The 22,809-nt window shown below is 45.8% G+C and carries 16 protein-coding genes; 11 read left to right on the plus strand and 5 right to left on the minus strand.

The window, feature by feature from the left end; translation table 11 throughout:
* Positions 1-167: 167 nt before the first annotated feature.
* The 7 genes from AC23P2_RS19660 (at position 168) to AC23P2_RS19690 (ending at position 12,750) form a co-directional block, all read left to right on the plus strand.
* On the plus strand, positions 168-3,530 hold the full coding sequence (locus AC23P2_RS19660; RefSeq protein WP_487774794.1) for a SusC/RagA family TonB-linked outer membrane protein: 3,363 nt from the start codon (positions 168-170) through the stop codon (positions 3,528-3,530).
* Positions 3,531-3,554: 24 nt separating this feature from the next.
* The gene (locus tag AC23P2_RS19665) at positions 3,555-5,192 is read left to right on the plus strand and encodes a SusD/RagB family nutrient-binding outer membrane lipoprotein (protein WP_487774777.1); all 1,638 of its coding nucleotides are present in this window, start codon (positions 3,555-3,557) and stop codon (positions 5,190-5,192) included.
* A 300-nt stretch (positions 5,193-5,492) separates the two neighbouring features.
* Positions 5,493-6,746 (plus strand): hypothetical protein, encoded by a 1,254-nt coding sequence (locus AC23P2_RS19670; protein WP_487774778.1) that lies wholly within the window; start codon positions 5,493-5,495, stop codon positions 6,744-6,746.
* 10 nt (positions 6,747-6,756) lie between these two features.
* A complete protein-coding gene (locus AC23P2_RS19675) occupies positions 6,757-7,608 on the plus strand; it encodes a glycerophosphodiester phosphodiesterase family protein (RefSeq protein WP_487774779.1) in 852 nt (283 codons plus the stop codon).
* 27 nt (positions 7,609-7,635) lie between these two features.
* A complete protein-coding gene (locus AC23P2_RS19680) occupies positions 7,636-8,994 on the plus strand; it encodes a PhoPQ-activated pathogenicity-related family protein (RefSeq protein WP_487774780.1) in 1,359 nt (452 codons plus the stop codon).
* Between the two features lie 263 nt (positions 8,995-9,257).
* Positions 9,258-10,901 carry a glycerophosphodiester phosphodiesterase family protein gene (locus tag AC23P2_RS19685; protein ID WP_487774781.1) on the plus strand — a complete coding sequence of 548 codons (1,644 nt, stop codon included), beginning with the start codon at positions 9,258-9,260 and terminating at the stop codon, positions 10,899-10,901.
* A gap of 88 nt (positions 10,902-10,989) precedes the next feature.
* Positions 10,990-12,750, plus strand: a complete 1,761-nt coding sequence (locus AC23P2_RS19690; protein WP_487774782.1) for a purple acid phosphatase family protein — start codon at positions 10,990-10,992, stop codon at positions 12,748-12,750.
* Positions 12,751-12,753: 3 nt separating this feature from the next.
* On the opposite strand, the gene AC23P2_RS19695 is transcribed toward AC23P2_RS19690, so the two are convergent.
* Positions 12,754-14,085, minus strand: coding sequence for a sulfatase family protein (locus tag AC23P2_RS19695; RefSeq protein ID WP_487774783.1), 1,332 nt, complete (start codon positions 14,083-14,085; stop codon positions 12,754-12,756).
* 178 nt (positions 14,086-14,263) lie between these two features.
* On the opposite strand from AC23P2_RS19695, the gene proB reads away from it, so the two are divergent.
* Positions 14,264-15,295 (plus strand): glutamate 5-kinase, encoded by a 1,032-nt coding sequence (gene proB, locus AC23P2_RS19700; protein ID WP_487774784.1) that lies wholly within the window; start codon positions 14,264-14,266, stop codon positions 15,293-15,295.
* Between the two features lie 75 nt (positions 15,296-15,370).
* Here the strand turns inward: proB and AC23P2_RS19705 are convergent, their stop codons facing one another.
* Complete coding sequence (locus tag AC23P2_RS19705) at positions 15,371-15,802, minus strand: Hsp20/alpha crystallin family protein (RefSeq protein WP_028523812.1); 432 nt, start codon at positions 15,800-15,802, stop codon at positions 15,371-15,373.
* A gap of 203 nt (positions 15,803-16,005) precedes the next feature.
* Here AC23P2_RS19705 and AC23P2_RS19710 point away from each other — a divergent pair, with 203 nt between their 5' ends.
* Together AC23P2_RS19710 and AC23P2_RS19715 are read left to right on the plus strand one after the other, a co-directional pair.
* Positions 16,006-16,860, plus strand: coding sequence for a CPBP family intramembrane glutamic endopeptidase (locus AC23P2_RS19710; protein WP_487774785.1), 855 nt, complete (start codon positions 16,006-16,008; stop codon positions 16,858-16,860).
* Between the two features lie 238 nt (positions 16,861-17,098).
* Positions 17,099-18,289: a ComEC/Rec2 family competence protein gene (locus AC23P2_RS19715; RefSeq protein ID WP_487774786.1), complete on the plus strand. Its 1,191-nt coding sequence runs from the start codon at positions 17,099-17,101 to the stop codon at positions 18,287-18,289.
* A gap of 8 nt (positions 18,290-18,297) precedes the next feature.
* On the opposite strand, the gene AC23P2_RS19720 is transcribed toward AC23P2_RS19715, so the two are convergent.
* Positions 18,298-19,005 (minus strand): response regulator transcription factor, encoded by a 708-nt coding sequence (locus AC23P2_RS19720; protein WP_487774787.1) that lies wholly within the window; start codon positions 19,003-19,005, stop codon positions 18,298-18,300.
* Positions 18,998-20,755 (minus strand): sensor histidine kinase, encoded by a 1,758-nt coding sequence (locus AC23P2_RS19725; RefSeq protein ID WP_487774788.1) that lies wholly within the window; start codon positions 20,753-20,755, stop codon positions 18,998-19,000. Before AC23P2_RS19725 ends, AC23P2_RS19720 begins: the two co-directional genes overlap by 8 nt.
* A gap of 188 nt (positions 20,756-20,943) precedes the next feature.
* Between AC23P2_RS19725 and AC23P2_RS19730 the strand changes: the two genes are divergently transcribed.
* Positions 20,944-21,828, plus strand: coding sequence for a T9SS type A sorting domain-containing protein (locus AC23P2_RS19730; RefSeq protein ID WP_487774789.1), 885 nt, complete (start codon positions 20,944-20,946; stop codon positions 21,826-21,828).
* 178 nt (positions 21,829-22,006) lie between these two features.
* Here the strand turns inward: AC23P2_RS19730 and AC23P2_RS19735 are convergent, their stop codons facing one another.
* Entirely contained in the window at positions 22,007-22,429 is a 423-nt protein-coding gene (locus AC23P2_RS19735) for a hypothetical protein (protein ID WP_487774790.1), read from the minus strand.
* Positions 22,430-22,809: the final 380 nt, after the last annotated feature.

Here is a 22,809-nt window from a genome sequence, read left to right on the forward strand (position 1 = left end):
AATGGCTTTTATGTTATTTTATTTCAATTGGTTGTAAAAAAAAGTAGTTGAGGATAGCCCTTTTTAATTTGGCATACGTAAAAGGGAATAATACAACTACTTAACCAATTAATGACATGATTGAAAACTCTACACCTTCTCCGATACTGAGGTATTTGGGGATGATGATGTTGGTAGTAGGGCTATGTATTTCCCAAGCCATAGCTCAAACACGAACCGTCACTGGAAAAATTACTTCCAAAGAAGACGGTGCTCCCATGCCAGGAGTCAATGTAATCTTGAAAGGAACCCAGAAAGGTTCGACCAGTAACGCCACTGGAACGTACAGCATCGAAGTCAGCGGCGCTAATCCAACGCTGGTATTTTCGTTTGTGGGGTATGATGCCTCAGAAGTAGCCGTCGGCAACCGAAATGTCGTGGACATTGTGCTCACGCCAGGGATTGAAAACCTAAAAGAAGTGGTCGTAACTGCTTTGGGCATCAAGCGCGAAGAGAAATCACTGGGGTATTCTGTGGGTAAAATAGATAGCAAAGACCTGAACCGCGTGGCGCAAGAAAACGTCTTGAACGCCATGGCGGGAAAAGTGGCTGGGGTGTCTATTAGCTCAACGGGCGGTACGGGTTCGTCGGTTAGTATGGTGATTCGCGGTGCTACTTCGTTGAGTAGCGACAACCAGCCTTTGTTTGTGGTCGATGGTGTTCCGTTGGCCAACACCCTCAACAACATTAGCCAGGTCGGAAACGATAACCGTGCCGATTTTGGTAACTCCATTTCGAGCCTTAACCCCGACGATATCGAAAGTGTTTCGATTTTGAAAGGGCCAAGTGCGGCGGCGCTCTATGGTTCGCGGGCGGGGAACGGCGTGGTGCTTATTACCACAAAAAGTGGCTCTAAAGCCAAAAAAATGACCGTTTCGATTACTTCTAATACGGTTTTTGACAAACCATTTAAGTACTTGAAATGGCAAACTCAGTTTGGAACAGGGCAGTTTTCGGCCATTCCGCCTTCAATCAGCGGAAATCCTCTCACTAATCCATTTGGGGGTTTGATTCAAGAAAACATTGCAGCTACTTACGGCGCAGCTTTGGACAAGGGCTACGAAGAAGTACAATGGAACAGTCCAATTGGGGCCGATGGAAAGCCCATGAAAATGCCGCTCGTGTCGCACCCCAATAACGTCAAGAACTTTGTCCAAACAGGGGTGACAACCACCAACGGCGTCTCGATTGCCAATAGTACCGATATGTTCAACTATCGCTTGTCGTATTCAAACATGCAGCACAAAGGAATTGTCCCCAATTCTGACTTGTTTAGAAATACCGTTAACTTAAATACATCAGTTAAAGTAAGCGATAAGCTGCGGGTGAGTACCAACATGGACTTGAGCCGCTCTAACTCAAACAACCGCCCCGCAGGAAACCGAGGAGCTAACCCGCTTCAGTGGGCGTATGCCGTGTCTCCACATACCGATATTCGTGATTTGGAAAACTACTGGTTGCCAGGGCAGGAAGGACTACAGCAGCGCTCTCAGTTCAAGGGTATTTGGAATAACCCGTATTTCTTGGCTTATGAAGTAAATAACAGTTTTGTACGTGACCGTGCGTTTGGTAACATCAAAGCAGAATGGCAGATTACGCCCGAAATCAGCTTGATGGGACGCTATGCCATAGACACGTATAACGAAAAACGTGAGATGAAGGTGGGCAATAGCTACACCAACGACCCGCGTGGTGCGTACGGAATTATCAATATCGCTAACTTTGAAAGCAATGCAGATTTCTTAGCGACTTATAAAAAAGACATAAAAGATTTCAGCTTTGCGTTCTCAGTCGGTGGAAATGCCCGTTACCAAAAAGGTTCAAACGTGACCAATGCCACCAAAAGTGGTACAGGTTTGATTGTGCCAGGTGTTTATACCATTCAGAATATTGCCCCTGCTAATCTTGACTACAATAGCTCGTGGTTCCAAAGAGCTATTTATAGTGGTTATGGATTGGCAAATATTGGTTACAAAGACATGGTATTTTTGGACGTAACTGCCCGAAACGACTGGTCGAGTACGTTGCCTGCCGCCAACCGCTCGTACTTCTACCCATCGGCTTCGTTGAGCTTGTTGGTGAACGAAATGCTTCCGTTGACCAACCAAATCAGTATGTTGAAACTTCGTACAGGATTTGCGCAGGTGGGTAACGACGCCAACCCGTACCAATTGCTCGGCACACTCGGAAACGCAGGTACGTGGGACGGAGTACCGCGCCTAAGTACGCCTGGAACGCTTCTCATCCAAGACCTCAAACCCGAAATCGTTACGTCGTACGAAAGTGGTATAGATCTTAATTTGTTCAAAAATCGTTTGCGCTTCTCTGGTACGTACTACATGGTAGAAAACCGCAACCAGATTCTAAGTACCAAACTTCCGCCGTCGTCGGGCTATACCCTGAAAAATATCAATGCAGGGTTGTTGGTGAGCAAAGGCTTTGAATTTGTGCTGGGCGGAACGCCAATCGACCGTAACAATTGGCGCTGGGACATCAATGCCAACTGGACCCGCAACCGCACAACCATCAAGCAGCTTTCGGACGATTTGCCTTACTACACACTTTGGACAGATGCCAAAGGAGGCGCTTGGACGTACGTAGGCGACGAAATTGGGGATATCTATGATGCAAAAGTAGTGACGGTCGAAAACAAGGAGTCTCCTTATTATGGATACCCCATTTTGGACCAAACTGGCAAGTGGCAGTCGATTGATGCCATCAATACAAAAAATAAAATCGGGAACTTCAACCCTAAATTTATCATGGGATTGCAGACCTCGATTTCGTACAAAGGCTTTAGCTTGAGTATGTCTTTCGACTGGCGTAACGGCGGCGACTTTGTCTCACAGACGTATCGCTTTGGTGAAGAAAATGGACAGTCGCAGTTGTTTTTGGATAAATTGTTCAATCCTAACGGGTTGACAGGCAAAGCCCTCCGCGATTATTTGGTGGCCAACCAAGACAAAATGGTGCTCATCAATGGTAATAATTTCCCATTGGTAGGTGGCCCCACTCCTGACTACGGCGGATATCCCTTTAAATACGGCCCTTATACCTTGCCTCACGGGGGGGTATTTATTCCTGGGGTAATAGCAACGGGCTACGATGCCAATGGAAATCCAACAGGTTTCAAGGAAAACTTAGGAGAGACAGGCACGTTGATGTTGCCATTTGCAGGAAGTACAGCTTGGTCTTTTACAAGAGCGTTTTTGTACGATGCGTCTTTCCTCAAATTGCGTGAAATTACGCTTGGCTATGATTTGCCCCAGAGTTGGTTGAAAAAAGTGGGTGTACAAAGTGCCAACTTCTCGGTGTATAGTCGCAATATCATTCTTTGGACAGCAGCCAAAATCAACATTGACCCAGAAATGGCATTCCAGCAAGAGTCAGGTGTACAAGGCGGCGGAAGCCAGTTTAAACAGGGTATCGAACGCTACAACGTCAATCCTTGGGTTATTCCAGTCGGTTTTAAATTGGGTCTCACATTCTAAGAAAACATAAACAACATTAAGGCAATGAAAATCAAGAACTTTAAATCAACTTGCTTGGTGCTTTTGTTTTCTTGTACGGTATTTTCTTGTAAAGATTTAACTGTACTCAACGAAAACCCCAATGGTGTCAATCCTGCCAATGCCAATCCAAATTTGGTGTTGTCAACTGTTTTGACAGAAAGTGGAAAAGCCTTTGTCAACTTGGGCTACCAAGACATCGCAGGCGTCATGCAGCATACCCAAAAAGATGGGTGGAGCAGCGGCCACAACGAGTACGATTGGGGTGGAAGCCAAAGCTGGGCGGGTTATTACGATATTTTACGTAACAACCAATACGTGTATGACCGTGCCGTCGCTATCAATTCAGAGCTACATCAAGGCATCGCCTTGGTGATGAAATCCATGATGTTTGGGTTGATTACCGATCTTTGGGGGGATGCACCTTACACAACAGCCTTGAAAGGGGCGGACGGTGGCGCTGCCAATACCTTTCCTTCGTACGATTCGCAAGAGTCAATTTATACTGGGATTTTGGCCGACCTTGAGAAAGCAAATACATTGCTTTCCAAAAATGCTGCTGAGTACCCTATAACTGTCGGTACAGCCGATGCCTATTATGCAGGAGCGCCTGCCAAATGGCGTAAATTGGCTAACTCTCTGGCGTTGCGCTATTATATGCGTATTTCAAGCAAAAAGCCTGACGTGGCCAAAGCAGGTATTGAGAAGATTGTAGGCAATGCCACGCAGTATCCTATCATTACGGCCATTGCGGATGACTGTGCGATGCCTTTTGCGGGAAATAGCAACGACGATTCTTGGCCTGCCAACGCCATTTACGATGCCAGTGAAAGTAACTACCGCCGCATCAAAATGGCGGCCACGTTTGTAGATAGATTGTTGGCAATCAAAGACCCACGCTTGGGAGTTTGGGCCAACAAGGTAAAAATTCAGCTAGTCGTTGATCCTGCTCTTCCCAAAGGAACAGATAAAATTGATGGTAGTAAGCGCTATTTATCTCCTGATAAAGTGGCAGGAAAAGAATATAATACCAACGAATATGTAGGTTTGCCAACAGCAATGGTGGGTGGAGCAGCGTACAATTTAAGCCCAACTGCCGAGCAAGCGGCTAATAACCCACACGTGTCGTGGCTGAACGATATTTATAAGCAAGCCAAAGGGCCACTTCTGAAGTCGCGTTTGATGTCAGCGGCAGAGGTTCGATTTATACTAGCCGAGGCTGCCCTTAAAGGCTGGGCAGTCGGTGATGCTAAAACGCACTATGAGGCAGGAGTAAAAGCCTCTTTAGATACTTGGGGCGTAGGAAGCAGTTATGCTACTTATATCGCAGGAGATGGGGTAAAATACGACGGAACCTTGAAACAAATCATCGAGCAAAAATGGATTTCAAGTTGGACGGCGGCGCAAGAAGCATGGTTTGACTACCGCAGAACAGGGTTTCCTGCGTTGGTGGCAGGGCCGCAAGCCAAGCGCAAGGTATTGCCTGTTCGGTTTTTCTACATGCTCGACGAACGTAATTTGAACAAGGTGAATGCCGAAAGTGCGATGAGTAAACTAGAACAAACTGAGTTTTCGGCGGCAGATGGTAAAAATAGCCCTTGGTCTAAGCCTTGGGTAGCTCAGGGAACAAACAAACCTTGGTAAGAATAAGAGTTGAAGAGAATAAAAAAGGTGGAAAACTTTCCACCTTTTTTTACACATACCTTTATTCAATAGCCCACAAATGTAAGTTTACCGTATGCTCTTTAGGGGAGCTTTAGTGGAAATGTCGAGCGCAGAGTGCAGAATGTCGAATATTGTGCATATTGTGCATCGGGTTGCTCACAACCCGACGAGTAGCGGGAATGTTGACGGGTCGCCCGAGCGGTGCAGAGGCGAGAATGTCGAATATTGTGCGTCGGGTTGCTCACAACCCGACGAATTTACCGAAAAACCAAAATCAGTATGAAAAAACGAATAATACTTGGCGTAATCGCTTGGAGTTGGCTGGCAATGGCGAGCATAGCGCAGGAGTTACGCGTGGGAGCTGCCTTGCGGGTTATTACGCCTAATCCACTGCTTCCTGCCTCGGGAGGAATAGGTACGCCTAAGCCTACCACGGAGAAAAAAGGTGATTTATTCGCCCGTGTGATGGTGCTCGAAAAAGGCGCAACGCGCGTGGCAATCGTGGGCGTTGATAACCTTGGTTGGTCGTCTGTATTGGGTAACAAATCGCGCGCGCTAATCAAAGGTATTCCTCCTGAAAATGTGATGATTGGCTGCACCCACACCCACAGCGGCCCCGATGCGTACGCGTTTCCTGACCAGACGGGCAAGTCGTCGGCGGATTTGAAGTACTTGGATGATTGCGTCAAAAAAATCGCCGATGCCGTCAATGAAGCTATTTCAAAATTAGAACCTGCCACGCTAAAAATCGCCGTGGGCGAAGCCAAAGGCCAAATTGCGTACAATTACTACGCTCCGCAATTGTACGACCCACGGTGTGGGGTGATTCAGGCCATTAATAAACAGGGAAAAACGATTGCGACTTTGGTCAACTACGCCATTCACCCCGAAATCATTGGGTCGGGAAGAGGAATTATGAGTCCCGATATGTGCGGGCCGTTGTACGACCGCATCGAGTCGAAAGTGGGCGGTGTTGCCCTGTTTATGAATGGTGCGCAAGGAGGGATGGTTACCGCCGACAACCGTCGAGAAGGTAGCAATGAAGCCAATACGTGGGAAGAGTGTGTCCGAATCGGCGAATTGCTGGCCGACGAAGCCCTGCGTATCGTTACTCCTGCTCCAACCCTCGATAATGCTTCGTTGTACTGCACGGCACGCACGGTAGAGTTTCCCGTAGAGTCAGAATTGATGCGTTACATTCTTAAAAATTCACCCCTCAAGCACCCCAACGCCAAAGATGCCAGCGTGAGTACGCAGGTGAATTTATTGAACATTGGCCCTGCCCAAATCCTGACCATTCCAGGAGAAGCCTTGCCCAACATTGGCTACTACCTCAAACGAAACATGAACACAAAGCTGCCGTTTTTGTTTGGCCTTACCAACGATGCGTTTGGGTACATGCTTACCAAAGTCGATTTCAATAGCTTCAAACGCTACGAGTATGTGAGCCGTACGAGTTTGGGTGAAATGACCGCCGAAATCTATATGGAACAAGCCTTGAAGCTTGTCAAAGAAAGCCCAAAGGCACAATAATTAGCATAAAATGAAGAAAAAACAATGGCTCTGGTGGAGCATTCTTGGACTGTCGATTGGGACATCGTGGGCGCAACGAAACGTCAAAGACATCAAAAAAGATTTTCTTAATCCCAAGTCGAATACCGTACTGGTAGCTTCGCACCGTGCTGCGCATAAGCAGTTTCCCGAAAACTCCATCCCTGCCATCAAAGAGGCCATTCGATTGGGGGTAGATATTCTGGAAATCGACGTTAAAGTAACTTCCGATGGCGTGCCCGTCATTATGCACGATGGAACCGTCAATCGCACTACCACGGGAAAAGGAAAGTTAGAAGAAATGACGTTTGCGCAGCTTAACCAGCTTTTTTTGGTAGAAAATGGTAAAACAACGACCGAAAAAATCCCAACGTTAGAAGAAGCACTTTTACTGGCCAAGGGGCACATGCTGGTCGATTTGGACTTGAAAACTGATAACATGGATGCCGTCTTAGCGGTAATCCAAAAGACGAAAACGAAAGACATTGTTATTTTCTTTGACAGCGATTACGAAACCTTGAAGTACGTTGACAAGAAAAACAAAAACTACATGATCATGCCACGGGCGCATTCGTTGACCGAAGCAGATTCTGCCATTGCGATATTTAAGCCCGAAATTGTCCACATCGATTTCTCATTTTATACCCCCGAAGTAGTGGAAACCATCAAAAAGCATTCGTCGCGGGTTTGGATAAATGCACTAGGGCCTGTGGATGAGGCGCTTCGAGCAGGAAAAACCGACGAAGCATTGGGGCAGCTTCTCAAACACGGAGCCAACGTGGTGCAAACTGACGAACCTGAACTGTTGTTGAAATTGCTGAAAGAGCGAAACATTCATTTGTAAATCTAATATCCTCTAACTCAAATCATAATGCTAAAGCCATTTTTTAAACTCTTTTTAATAGCGGCTATCGTTTGGGTAGCAACGCCCAGTAGCCACGCGCAACAAGCCAATATTACCCCCGAAACTGCCCTCAAAAGTTACATCAACAACGGTGATAACACCTTTACGTGGGAGCTGAAAGACTCGTTTCCGATGGGGGATGTAATGGGTTATAACATTCTCCTGACCTCTCAAAAATGGAGAGGAATCACGTGGCGCCATCAGCTTACGGTATTTGTTCCCAAAGAAAATACCCACGATGGGGCTTTGTTGTTCATTACAGGAGGGTCAAATAAAGAGGAGCAACCCAACTGGAGTACCAAAGACAAACTTTGGTTGCCATTGGCGGGAATTTCGTCTAAAAATAAAGCCATTGTTGTACTCTTGAAACAAGCGCCGAATCAACCACTTTATGGTAAATTGACGGAAGACGCGCTGATTTCATATACATTACACAACTTCAAAAAAGATGGCGATTATACTTGGCCGTTGTTGTTCCCGATGGTGAAAAGTGCCGTGAAAGCCATGGATGCTGTTCAGGCATTTTCAAAACAAAAACTCAATCATGAGGTTAATAGCTTTGTGGTAACGGGCGCTTCAAAACGTGGTTGGACGACTTGGCTGTCGGCGGCTATTGACGATAACCGTGTAAAGGCGATTGGCCCCATGGTGATTGACATGCTCAATATGCCTGCAACGCTCGATTATCAGCTCAAAAGTTATGGGGAATACAGCGTTCAAATCGAAGATTACGTAAAACTGGAGATTCCTCAAACAGCCAACACGCCCAAAGGAGCGGCAATTACAACGATGATTGATCCGTATTCGTACCGCGCAAAACTGACGGTGCCTAAAATTATTTTTATTGGTACCAACGACGAATACTGGACAGTGGATGCCATCAAACATTATTATGACCAGATTCCTGGGCAAAATATGATTCACTACGTGCCCAACGCAGGACACGATTTGGGTGGAGGGGCGCAAGCGCTGGAAGCATTGAGTGCATTTTTTGGAACGACCATCAACAACCGCGCCTATCCGACACCTAAATGGAAGGCGTCGTCGAGCCGTAAAGGGGTGAAAATGAGTATAAATACGGCAAGTGATGGTTTGGTTGATGCCATTGTTTGGTCGGCAACGTCGGCAGACAAGGATTTTAGAAACGAAAAGTGGACAAGCCAATCGTTGGGAGTATCGAATACGTCAAAAATTAAGTTGAAAGAAAACTACCCAAGCAACGGTTACAAAGCTTTTTACGTTGACTTAAAATATAAAAACCCCGAGGGAGGTACCTATACCGTAAGCACACGAGTATTTTTAACTGACCAGAAAAAGGTACTTTAAAATAGTCTTTTGGGGAATCTTTGGCGTATTTCAGATATACTTTTAAACTAATGACCATGGAACACTCCCGTCCAGAGTACCTAGTCGACAAGCTACTGAGCAACAAGTTGTCGAAAGAGGAGTTTGACGAATTGTTGGTAGGACTGGGAGCAACCGAAATGTCTCCAGAGTACTCTGGCATTCTGGAAGAGTATTTTAATAAGCTCATGTCAGAGCATGATGCAAAGACGCCCTTTCAACTGAGATAGTTAATTCGTTTTTCTATGAAATATGCCCAAAGGTATGCGATAACACTGCTTATCGCGCTACTTAGCATTTTTACGGGAGTTGCTCAAACAGCTCCCGTTTTGCCTGCCTCCAAGAACAAATTGGTGGTCATTGCTCACCGAGGAAACCACGTCAATGTTCCCGAAAATAGCTTGGCGTCCTACGAAGAAGCCATCAAAAGCGGCGCTGATTACGTTGAAATTGACCTACGGACGAGCAAAGATGGTATTTTGATGATTCACCACGATGCCACCGTTGACCGTATGACCAATGGGCAAGGCAACGTAGCGGACAAAACGTGGGCCGAACTGCAATCGCTCCAACTTAAAAACCCCAAAACCGACGACCCCACGGCCTACCGAATCCCTGAGTTTCGGGAGGTGCTGCGTTTGTGCAAAAACCGCATTCATATCTACCTAGATTTTAAAAATGCGGATGTGGCCGAAACCTGGAAACAGATTCAAGCGGAGGGAATGGAAAATCAAATAGTTGTCTATTTGAACAAAGTCCCCGACTACAAAAAATGGCGAAGCTTGGCTCCCCAAATGCCGTTGATGACGAGCCTATTTGACGAGGTAAAAAATAAAGACCAACTGCGGTATTTTCTGGGACAAGTCAAAATCGAGGCGCTTGATAACATCTATGACAAAGAAATGGTGCAAGCCGCCCAAAGCGAGGGCGTAAGCGTTTGGTTAGATGTTCAAAGCCCCTCGGAAGGCCCCGAAGCGTGGAATAGTGCTTTGCAAAAAGGTGTCAACGGCGTTCAAACGGATCAGCCTGAAGCATTAGTCAAATACCTTACTGCCAACGGTTGGCGTAATGGTTTAGCCGAAAATGCAGCCCCACTTCCCAAGAAGGTAAGTTATCAGTCGTTGTTGGATGTGCCTTATGGGGACGCGGCGGACAAGCAAAATTTGCTGGATGCGTTTTATCCCGACAACCACAACAGCGCTACCAAGTTGATTGTTTATATTCACGGAGGGTCGTGGAGTAGGGGAGATAAAAGCGAGTTTCCCAAACAGCTTATCGAAGAATTGGTCGGTAACCGTGGTTATATGGTGGTTTCTATCAATTATCGTTTGGTAAAAGACGGTCAAAACTTGTTCCCCGCTCAAATTGAAGATGTAAAAAAAGCACTTGAATTTTTGTCGAGTAAGGCAAAACGGTACGGTTTTAACGGCAACGAATTTGCGCTCATGGGCGGGAGTGCGGGGGCGCATTTGGCGATGTTGTATGCTTATAAACATGACGCGAAAAAACAGGTCAAAACCGTCGTCAATTTGTGGGGGCCTACCGACTTGACGGACAAGACCATTCGCCCCGACGGCAGCGATGCCGACAATACCGTCATTCGCTTTTTAGGAACTCCCGATCATAAAGCACAAATCTGCGTTGACGCAAGTCCGTTATTGCACCTGACCAAAGAAACGGCCGTGCCGACCATTTCATTCCACGGTGTCGAAGACCCGTTGGTAAACGTCAGTCAAGCCGAAAATCTTCATAAAAAACTGCAATCACTGGGGGCGCTTTCGCAATTAGAACTTTATCCCAAAGAAAAACACGGCATGAGTGCTTCGGCGGCTGTGGATGTGTTTTCAAAAATTGTAATATGGCTCGAAAAGCAGTACCCTGCGAAGTAGGAGATATTAGCTTCCCGAAAGTTCTACCACCTTCCCGAAAGTTTTAAACTTTCGGGAAGGTATATTAAGCCTTAAATATTTCATTTTTATGCAATTACGTTTTCTCACACCATTCATTTTTCTCGCTTTTTTTACGTTCAAAATTCAAGCCCAAACCACGGTCAAAGAAGTGCTCGACGGCGCGGTGACGCGCTTGTATAAGCAATTGACTCCCGCTCAGTTAGATACAATTTCGGACGAATACATCCTTGGCTTTTTGTCAGAAAAAGAACGCCAAATTTTAGCAACGCGTTATTGGACGTTTGAGGTAAATGTCCCTGTGGTGGTTTCACTCATGCGCGACCAAGCCCAGAAAGTCCCTCCGTTTTGGTTGGCTAAAAGTGGTTTCAAAAAAACAACCATGCAGGTCAAAAACGAAGAATATACCTATGAGGTGTGGCAAAAAAAGTTTAACAAGGGAGCAGTTCAGTTAGGAATAAACGGATTTGATAAACACCGTCCTGTGTATTTCATCAGCGTTGGCTCCCAAAAAAAGGGTGATAAAGTGAAGATTGCGCGGGTATCGCCTGCCAATCAGCAGTTTAACGAAATGAAAGTGGGTGCCTTTACGTACCATGATTGGGACGATTTGGTGCTGGAAGAAGTGCCAGAGGCATTGAAGGGTCAAATTCTCTTTACGACGATTCGGGGGCGGGCCAGAGAAGCGCATTTAAAAAATGCGTTTCGCCAAACGCTTTACCCGTCGCAGTCGCGTCCCGACCAAGTAGTACTCAACCTCAGCGGTGATCCCAAAACAACGATGGATGTACAGTGGCGGACGCGACCAAACGTCACAAAAGGCCAAGTAAATTATTGGAAAGCCCAGACAACGGATACGCTACGGACAGAAGCCTCAATGATAACGATTGAAGACCGTCTTCTCCGTAACGACCGTTACATCAATCATTTTTCGGCGCATTTGAAAGGATTGCAACCTGCCACTACGTATTACTATCGAGTAGGGTCGGCGAGTGGAGGCTGGTCGGAAGTCGCTTCGTTTAAAACCCAAGCCGCCACGCCCGAAGGCTTTTCGTTCATTTGGTTTGGCGACACGCATAAGTCGCCCGATTGGGGAGCGATGGCGCAAAAAACCTTACCGCGTCACCCCGAAATTTCATTCTATTCCATCATTGGAGATTTGGTCAGTACGGGCCTAAACCGCGACGAATGGGACGAGTTTTTTCATCATTCGGGCAACGTGCTGAGTTACAAACCGCTGATGCCCATTCCAGGAAACCACGATAGCCAAGACGGCCTTGGGGCAGCGATGTATCAGCAACTCTTTAGCTTGCCTACCAATGGGCCTGCGCAGTTGCCGAAAGAGCGTACGTATTCGTTTGAGTACCAAAATGCCCTTTTTGTGATGATTGACGGGACATTTTTGAATCACGAACAAACGGCTTGGATAGAACAGCAATTGGCCAATTCAAAAGCCAAATGGAAGTTTGTAATGCTGCATTTTCCCCCGTATAATTTTGAAGAAGACTATTCGCAAATCCGCAAAGAGTGGGGCGTTCTTTTTGACCGTTACCACGTGGACATGGTTATGAGCGGGCACGTACATTATTACATGCGGAGCAAACCCATGAAAGCCGAAAAGATAGTAGAAAGCCCCCAAAACGGAACGATTTATACCATTTCCATCAGTATTCCGAGCCACCACAAAGACTGGCCCACCGAACCGTATGCCGCAGCAAGGTTTCAAAGTGGGCCTGTGTATCAGCACATCCGCATCGACGGCAACCGCCTCGTTTACCGCTGCCTCGACCCTGATGGGAAGGTAAAAGATGAATTGACGATTGAAAAGTAGTGATTAATGAGGCAGGCTCTCCCACCATTTTAGCAGCTTATTTTTTAATGGATCAACCACGCTTTGGTTTTCCATCGCTAGATTTTGCTGTTCAGCGCTGTCGGTTTTAAGGTTGTAAAGTTGAACGTCAGTGCCGTTGGCATTCATCAGAAGTTTCCAGTCTCCTTCTCTGACTGCCAACTGCGGACTTCGGTCTTTGCCTTGGGGGTAACGAAATGATGTTTCGTTTCTACCGTATTCCCAGAATAAAGTACGAGTTTCCTTAGAAGGTTGTCCGAGTAGCGTTTTAAGTTTGTCTTTGCCGTCAACCTTGGCTTCTGTTTTCGCTCCTGCTAAAGCACAAAGTGAGGGAAACAAGTCATTGGCGTGAAGCACCGAAACGGAGTCGATTTTGCCCCGCTTGATTTTAGCAGGATAGTGGACAAGAAAAGGCATTCGAATACCACCTTCGTACAGAGATAGTTTGGAGCCCCTAAAATTGACGGAGCGAGCGCCGTTGAAGGTAGGTAAAGCTCCGTTGTCGCTAGTAAAAATGACAAGGGTGTTTTGATCCATGCCCAGTTTCTTTAGCCCATCCATCAGGCGGCCAATCTCTCGGTCATAAACTTCCATAACCGCCTTAAAACTGCTTTTGGCTTCAGGGCCATCTGAGTGTTTGGTTACGTCATCTTTAAAGGGCACCCAAGGCGTGTGAACATCATCAGGCCACAGGTTGATAAAGCAAGGCTGTCCTTTGTGTTTTTGGAGAAAAGCCAATGTTTTATCAATAAAATAAGCCGTTCGGTTCCAGCGTTTTACGCTGTCAGAGTCAGCCCAAATCCAATTGGTAGATGTTATGATGGGGTCGGGGTTGGGACTTTCCCAAGTGCTACTCCATTCGTCGAAGCCATATTGGGCGATGGCAGGAGCATTTTTTACATCTCTTCCTCCTCCCATGTGCCATTTGCCAAAATGCCCCGTTTTATAACCGCTTTTTTGCAAAACCTGAGCAATAGAGGGTGCTTCAAGGGTTAAAAAATCGGCTTGTTGGCATTCCGCATTTCCTTTTTTTGTCTGTAAAAAGCTCGTGATTTTCCATTTGGCCGGGTGCGAACCCGTAAGAATGCCCGTACGTGACGGAGAACAAATGGGGGACGCACTATAATAGTTGGTAAATTGAATACTGTTGCGAGCTAAGTGATCTAAATGAGGGGTGGGAAGCACTTTTCCGCCGTAACAAGCTAAATCGCCAACGCCCATATCATCCGTCAAAATGACAATAATATTGGGTTTTTGCCCATAACTAAATTGAAAAAAAGATAAATACAACAGAGAAAACCACAGAAATTTTTTCATAAAAAATAAACAGATGCGTATAAATGATTAGGAACAGGTATTGACGAATGATATTACTACTAGAAAGAAGCCAAAGAGCGGGTTCTAATGGCATTGTAAAATGGCGGGGAATAATAGAAGGCAGTAGTGTACTCTTTGGGCTTGCCTTTGTACCTTTGCCACAAAGATTACGAGTATCATGTCAAAACCCATCTTAGTTTTAAAATTCGGCAGTGCAGCCATCACCAAAGCAAACGGAGAACTCAATCAGCTTGTGATGGTGGAGATTGCCCGTCAAGTTGCGCAGTTATATACTGAATATCACGTTGTCATTGTGTCATCGGGGGCGGTGGCAGCGGGGAAACAATACATCCGCAGCTATGCAGGTGAAATCACTCAACGCAAAGCGGCGGCGGCCATCGGTAACTTATTGTTGCTGAACAAATACGCGCAGTTTTTTTCTCCTTACGATATTCCCGTGGCGCAGAGTCTGTGTGAACGGGGGCACTTTGCCAACCGTGACCAATTCTTACAAATGAAAGATACTTTTCATGAACTGTGGGAAAACGGCATTATTCCAATCGTCAATGAAAACGACGTGGTGAGTAGTCACGAATTGAAATTTTCGGACAACGACGAGTTGGCTACGCTCATCGCCGTGGGGTTTGGGGCGGATACGTTGATGCTTTGTACATCCGTAGGAGGTTTGTTAGATGATAAAGGCCAAGTAATTCCGCGCGTGTCGCAGGTCAATGACGTGTTTCAGTTTGTGCGAAGCGATAAATCGAGCGTAGGGTTAGGAGGGATGACGTCCAAACTGACGTTTGCGAAATTGGCAACTCGTATGGGTATTCGGACGATTATTTTTGGAATGAACGAACCCGATGGCATTTTGCACGCGATTCGAGAAGAAACGGGGACGGTGTTTGCCCCTCAAGACAATAGCCTCTCGGCGCGTAATCGCTGGTTGGGAAGTGGGAGTTTGGTGGCAGGCCGTATTACCATCGACGATGGCGCTGCTCAAGCCCTTCAAAATCGTAAAAGCCTTTTGGCAGTCGGGATTAAAAACGTGGCGGGCGATTTTGAAGCGGGAGAGGTAGTAGAGCTGCTGGATGTAGAAGGAAGCTTACTGGCGGTGGCCAAAGCCCGCGAATCGTCGGTGGTGATTGCGCAAAACCTTCGTACTCAGAATTTTGAAGTGGCAAATGCCAACGATATCGTATTATTATAAAAAAATGTCGGGGTGTAAGCACCCCGACACACGCCGTGTGCGTCGGGGTATGAGTACCCCGACATACAGGCTTACTTACGCGATTTCAATCAAGCGAGGAGTTTTCTTCGCTTCTTCTTTTTTAGGAAGCTCTACGTTCAATACCCCGTCGGTATAAGTAGCTGCAATTTTCTCGCCGTCGATGGTATTCGGTAAAGTGAACGAGCGGCGGAAGCTGTTAAAGCTAAACTCTTTGCGGGTATATTTTTCGGTAGTTTCTTCGTTTTTTTGCTCTTTTTGAGCCGAAATGCTCAGTACATTATTTTCCAAGTTGATTTTAAAATCTTCCTTCTTCAAACCTGGAGCAGCTACCTCAAGACGGAATCCGCTTTCGCCTTCCACAATGTTTACGGCAGGTACACCGTAGTTTGTCAAGTTAGCGGGAGCAAAAAGCTCGTTAAAATCTTTTCCGAATACGTTGCCGAACAAAGTAGGGAAGTTGCCGTTGGTTTTTACTAAAGTTGCCATGGTTGCTAGTAGTTTTAAGTTTTTATGTTGTTTGTAATTGAGTTGTGCTAGTTATTGTCTTTTTTTACTGCATCAACGCCTTACTAAGGTCAAATCCTGTACCACGCGATTTTTTTGATAATTTTAATGACAAAATGTCGCATTTGTTAGAGTTTTTATTTTTTATTAATGACAAAATGTCTTAATTTGCTATAAATACCCCTATGCTTCCACTTCAACCCAACTCCTTTATTGACGCTTCCAAGCAAGGCGACAATCGCCTTGGCCTTTACGTAGCGGTTTTTTTGCTGGTAGTTATTGCCAACGTCGTTGGGTCTATCCCAGGCGCTTGGGCAATGGTCGAACTGCGCTCAAACGAGATGTCATTGCCCATTTATTTGGTGATGGCGTTGGTTTTTCTCTCCTTCGTAGTCGCCTTGGGTACGCTTTGGTTTTGTGTACGGTACATTCACAAGCGCTCACCGTTTACGATGATTGTCCCTTCGGGGCAAGTCAACTGGAAACGCGTGGCGGCATCGGGTGGGCTGTGGCTTGGCTGTTCAGTAGCCGTAGAGCTAGTTACTTACTTGCTTTTTCCTGATAAATACCGTTTGAGCCTCAACTGGTCGGAGTTTTTGCCTTCATTGATTGTGGGGCTGCTTTTTATTCCTTTTCAAACTTCTTTTGAGGAATTGTTTTTTCGGGGCTATTTGATGCAGGGCATTGGTTCTTGGAATTTTTGGGTAGGAGTGACTATTCCCGCTATCTTGTTTGGGTTGGCGCATAGTTTCAATGATGAGGTAGAAGCGGCAGGCTCGCTGGGCATTGCCATGATTTACTACATTGGCGTGGGGGTGTTTTTTGGTCTTCTTACGGTGTATGACCGAAGTCTTGAGCTACCTTTGGGGGTTCATGCAGCCAACAACCTGTACGCGTTCTTGGTCGTGGGTTATCCGAGTAGTTCTATTCCTACGGCGACCATTTGGATGATGAACGAACTTAATTTCCCCTTGATGATTGGGCAATGGTTACTGACGTTAGGATTGTATCTTTTGTTGCGCAAACGACTTGTGAAGTGAGTTTGGTTGTCTGGTTTTCAGTTTTGGGTTTTCTGTTTCGGGTTTTTCGGCTGAATAATGTGCTTTTCCTTCTTAGTTGCTGGTTGGGTTGTGAGCAACCCTTCACAGATTAAGTTTGGTTTTCAAAATGGCTTTTGGTTCTTTCTTTCGTTTTCTTACTCATCGGTTTATGACTAACGCTGCACAAATTCGCCCTTTCCTTTTTGTTCTTTGTACCTTACTTTATGCCTTTTGCTCCTTGGCACAGCAGGTCGGGCAGCCATTGCCTAAGTGGAAAGAAGGTGGGTTGGATATTCACCACATCAACACAGGACAAGGTAGTGCTACACTGTTGGTATTTCCCGACGGAACAACCTTATTGGTGGATGCGGGCGCTATCAATTCGCGAGATTGGCGGACGAATAAGCCCCGAAATATCCCAATAAAGCCCTCCAACGAACGACAAGCAGGGGAGTGGATAGCGCGCTATGTTCAGAAAGCATTGGCGCACCAGACTTCACCCGTTATTGACTACGCCCTAATTTCTCATTTCCACGACGACCACATGGGCACACCTCTCAATGTTGCCAAGCAATCGAGCGCTGGATATACCTTGGCAGGAATTACAGAAGTAGGGGAGCTTATCCCAATTCGAAAAGTCATTGATCGGGGCTGGCCTGATTATTCGTACCCTACTCCCATGACGGCTGATTCGATGGTGAGTAATTATCGGCGGTTTTTGCAATGGCAACAGCAACACAATGGCATGGCGATTGAGCGTTTTCGGGCGGGAAGTAACGATCAAATTGTGCCTTTGAAAAGCAAAAAATACCCTTTTGAAGTGCGCAATATTGCCGTTAATGGGGAAATGTGGACGGGTTCAGGCATCCAAATGACGCCACTTTTCCCACCGCTGTCTTCGCTAAAATCTGCTGATTTTCCCAACGAAAATATGTGTAGTGCCGTGTTTCAAATTCACTATGGGAAATTCGATTATTTTTCGGGGGGAGATTTACAAGGGGTTATTCGATTTGGAGCGCCCGCGTGGCACGATGTAGAAACTCCGATTGCCCAGGTGGTAGGGCCAGTAGATGTTCAACTCGTTGACCACCACGGCTATCCCGATTCTCAAAATGGCACTTTATTGACTCGTTTGCAACCGCGTGTGATGGTGGTGCCGAGCTGGGCATCGTCGCATCCAGGGAAGGATGTCCTTGAGCGGATGTTTTCGGAAGAGTTTTACAAAGGCCCGCGCGATGTATTTATGACCAACCTGCTTCCAGAGGCCAAAACGGCCATCGCTGATTTGTTGCCTCGCCTCAAAAGCGAAGGTGGGCACGTGGTGATAAGGGTCGAAAAAGGCGGAAAAACGTACCAAGTGCTCGTACTGGATGATACGACTGAGTCGTTTCGTATTAAAGCAGTGTATGGCCCGTACCAGTCGAAGTAAATAAAACCTTACAGGTCTTCCAACAACTTAAACCCTTCGCCGTGCAGGTTCATAATTTGAAGCGCGGGGTCGTCTTTGAGGTATTTTCTTAGCTTGGTAATATAGACGTCCATGCTTCGGGCATTGAAGTATGAATCATCTCCCCAAATCAATTTTAACGCAAAACTGCGATTGATGGGTTGGTTTTTATTTTCGCAGAACAACTTCAATAAACCCGATTCTTTGCTCGTCAACTTCTGCGGAACGCCGTTTCTTGTGAGTAATTGATGGTCTGCGTCAAACGTATAACTTCCTAGTTGAAAAACACTCGGCTGGGCCTCCAAAGTAAAAGTTGTTTTTTGATAACGACGCAGCACTGCCTGAATCCGAAGCAGCAATTCTTCCATGCTAAACGGCTTGGTGATGTAGTCGTCGGCGCCCACTTTAAAACCCTGAATCGTATCTTCTTTCATACTTTTGGCCGTCAGAAAGATAATGGGGACGTCTTTGTCGGTCAGGCGAATTTCTTTGGCCAACGAAAACCCGTCTTTTTTGGGCATCATCACATCAAACAAACATAAATTGTACGTTCCCTCTAAAAATGCCTTTAACCCCGCATTCCCGTCGGTGGCCAAATCTGTTTGATAGCCTTTACTGATAAGGTATTCCTGTAAAAGTTGCCCCAAATTTGGGTCATCTTCGGTCAAAAGGATGCGGGTGATGGGCGGTTTAGTCATGTTTCAATGGCAATTTTACGGTAAATGTACTTCCTTTTCCTAGTTTACTCTCCACGTCGATGGCTCCACCGTGCGCTTCCACCATCTTTTTGACGTAGCTAAGGCCAAGGCCAAAGCCTTTCACATCGTGAATATTTCCCGTTGGAACGCGGTAGAAAGGGTCAAAAATTTTGGTTTGTTGCTCTTTGGTCATTCCGCGCCCCTGGTCGCTTACGCTTACATAGACAAAATTATCATCGCTGTGGGTGCCTACGGCAATGTGAGGTGCTTCGGGCGAGTACTTGTTGGCATTATCAAGCAGGTTGGTCAAAATATTGGTCAGGTGCAATTCGTCGGCTTCTACCAATTCGTTGGTGGCCTCAAAACTCAGTTCAATTTCGCCCTCCCGTTGCTCCAATTGTACCCCCAAATTGTTGAGTACTTTTTCAATTACGTCATGGATGTTTACTTCGGTAGGTTTGAGTTTGATTTCGCCACGGTCGAGAAGTGCCATTTGTAGCACTTTCTCTACGTGCCCACCCAAGCGCTGTGTTTCGTCCCGAATGATACCCAAATACCGCTGGATTTTACTTTTTTCACTTTGCGGCGTTTCCACTTGTTCGCGGGCCATGCTCACGGCCAACGAAATCGTCGAAAGCGGCGTTTTGAACTCGTGGGTCATGTTGTTGATAAAATCATTTTTGACATCTGAGAGTTTTTTCTGCTTCAAAATCGTCATCACTGCCACGTAAAAACACCCCAAAATCACCAATAACAACAAAGCGGAGCTAATCAGCGTAAAGCTCATGTTTTGCAAAATAAAGGCTTGCCGTTCGGGAAAATAGACCAAGAGCTGACTCGGCAGGGTATTGATTTCGTTGGGGAACAAACTTGCCCGAAACAGCTCGCTCCCCGTCGTGTCGGGGCGGTAAGCAACGGTCGAGAACAGCACATTCGACTGATTGTTGTTTTGAATCGCAAATTCATAAGGTAGTCCAATGCCGCGTTCGGCCAACGATTTTTTCAACAACGAATCAATCATCAAACGGTTGACGCGTTGCTCCATCGGGCGTTTGCTAAACAGCAGGTCTTTGAATACATCTTTCAGCAAGTCGGTCTGTGAGGCCAGGGTTTTTGATTTTGCATCGTTTTCGTCAGGTGTTGCTCTTTTTTCGAGTGGTTGACGGGCTTTCTGTACCGATGAACGTACGGTCATCAATACCGAACTATTGCCTACGGAATCCGTAGGCATCAATACCCTTCCCATTTGGTCAAACCACGCCTCAAACATTCGTTCTTGTTCGGCATGAATCCGCAAAAACCGCTCAATGTGAGGCAATTCGTCGTTGCGTTGTCTTAAAATTTCATTGATAAGATTGGCCTGAAAATCGGTCATCGATCGATTGCGCGGCGTCAGGGCATCGGTGGGGTTGGAGCCCGTCAGGTTGCCATCTCGCCCCACCGATGCTGTATATTCGTCGGGTAGTCGGTGCTTGGGGGGTTGCGTTTTTTTTGCCAATCGGTTCTTATTCAGCGCCTCCAGTTTTCGCTGTTGCTGTTCAATTTCTTCCCGTTGTCGAATCAAATAAAGAATTTCCTGTTTCTCTAACTTTCGTACCACATCTTGCAGGGCATCCGACACTTTGAGGTCGAATTGCTCATTGCGCAACGCCAACGCACTCGTAATCCAATACCATTGAAACCCCATCAGACTGAGCGCCGCCAGCCCCATCAGAGAAATCAATAAGCGTATTTTTTGTTTCGTCATCATTTTTTTCAATCTCATGCAACGTTTCGTTTCCGAACCTCGACCTTCTAAACGTACTCGGCGATTGTACACCTCAAAGTAACGCAATTCGCCCAACCCTTTAACACATTTTAAGAAACTTTAACATGGTCAACCTCTGAAAGTTGACGAACTTTCGGAGCCAATTCACCAATTAACAACCAAGCAATCCTATGAAAACAAACATGACTTTTTTTGCGCTGGTAGTAGGGCTGGGAGTAGCCACTACGGCAATGTCGCAAGACGTTAAAAAAGAAGAAAAAGCCGCTGACAAAGACAAAGTGACGATTCGCGTACGGATGTCGGAGGAGAAAGATGGTAAAGTAGAAACGTTTGAGCGGACTTATACTTACAACGGCCTTTCGGAAGAAGAACGTGAGAAAAAGGTAAAAACCATCATGGATTCGCTCCGCAACGACAGCAAAGCGGCGGCCAATCGTCGTTTAAGCGTCGAAATTGAGGAGGGTTCGAGCGTGGTGCGTGACAAAGAACGTTGGGGCGACCGTGAGCATATTACTGTCATCCCGAAAGATGGCCGCAAACGTGACGTGCAAATTTACCGCTACGAGCAGCCGTCTGACCGACGCGAGCGCAATGGTGACCGCAAAAGTGAACGTACGTATGAATTTAAGTTTGACGACGAAGCCTTTGCCGACCGTATGCAGCGGGTTGAAAAGCGAATTGAGCCTCAGATGCGTAAACTAGAGCGTAATATGGAAGAATGGAGTCGCGATTTTGAGCCTAAATTCAAAGAATTTTGGCACGGCGACATCAACATCAGCGGCGCAGGAAAACCTGCTTCCATCCGTGGCTTAGAAGCGTATCCCAACAACCCCGAAAAAAATGAATTGAACATTCGTTTTTACGCTCCCGCCAAAGGCGACGTGACCATCTCAGTCACTGACACCAAAGGCAAACAAATCGCCAAAAAAGAAGTGAAAGATTTTACGGGCGATTACGTAGGTCAGTTGGATTTGGGAAAAAATGTAAAAGGTACTTATTTTATCAGTGTTGTTCAAAATGAAGACGGCACGGTAAAACGCGTGGTGGTAGAGTGAAATAACTGAATACATAACATAAAAAGGCGATTCCCTAAAAGAGTCGCCTTTTTATGTTAAACTAAAAATATTATTTCACAATCAAAAACTTCCGCGAGACTATCTGTACGATCTTGACGGCAGTAGCGCAGATAAGGGTGGATGGATGTCCAAAGATAAGTATTACGTTGAGGCAATTTTATTTGGGAAGCATAACGAAATCGTACTGCGTTTTTGAGCCTATTTCTACTGGACAACAAAAATTTGTTCGATTACTGTCTTTTAAAGAAAAATAGCCCCTGTATTTTAAAGTGTACCTTAATTTATCAAAATACCTATTTATTACAGTTATTTTATGATAACCATTGGGAACATCAATCGTAGTAGAGTAATAGCCTTGTTTGTCAGTATAAATTATCTTCAGTTGATCGGCATTAGAAGCAAATACTCCTTTTTCTCCAGTAATCATAATTTGTACGCTATCAACAGGCAACTTGGTATCGTTATCGGCCACTGTACCAAATACAGTAGTTTCTCGGCTTTTTAAGGGGTTGGAAAAACAGCCTTCTGTCAGTAGCAGCATTCCCGCTGCATAGAGCCAAGGTTTTACTAATCGTTTCATGTTCATACGTTGTTTTTAAAAGTGAAGTTTTTGAGTTTTAGGAACATGAAAGGCTGGAAGCCTTTTGATAATTATCACGAGTCGGAGCCTCGCGCTATCGGGTATGTAGGTTTAAAAATGGTTTACTTTACTTCTTCTACTTTTTCAACGTTAATCATGTAAACTGGTAAACCAGCAAATGAACGTGCATCTAAAGATTGATATACTTTACCCCAAACTCTATACTTATAAGGTGGTGGGGTATTGGTACCAAAAGTTGATGTGTGTTTTAAATTGCTTGTATCAAATGTATTAACATCACAAGTAACTGTTTAGGTAGCCCATTGAAAAGAGCCTTGTAGGACAGATTCGATATTTTGAATGATATTCCGATTCATTTT

It is taken from the genome of Runella sp. R0.1_18, assembly GCF_057652155.1.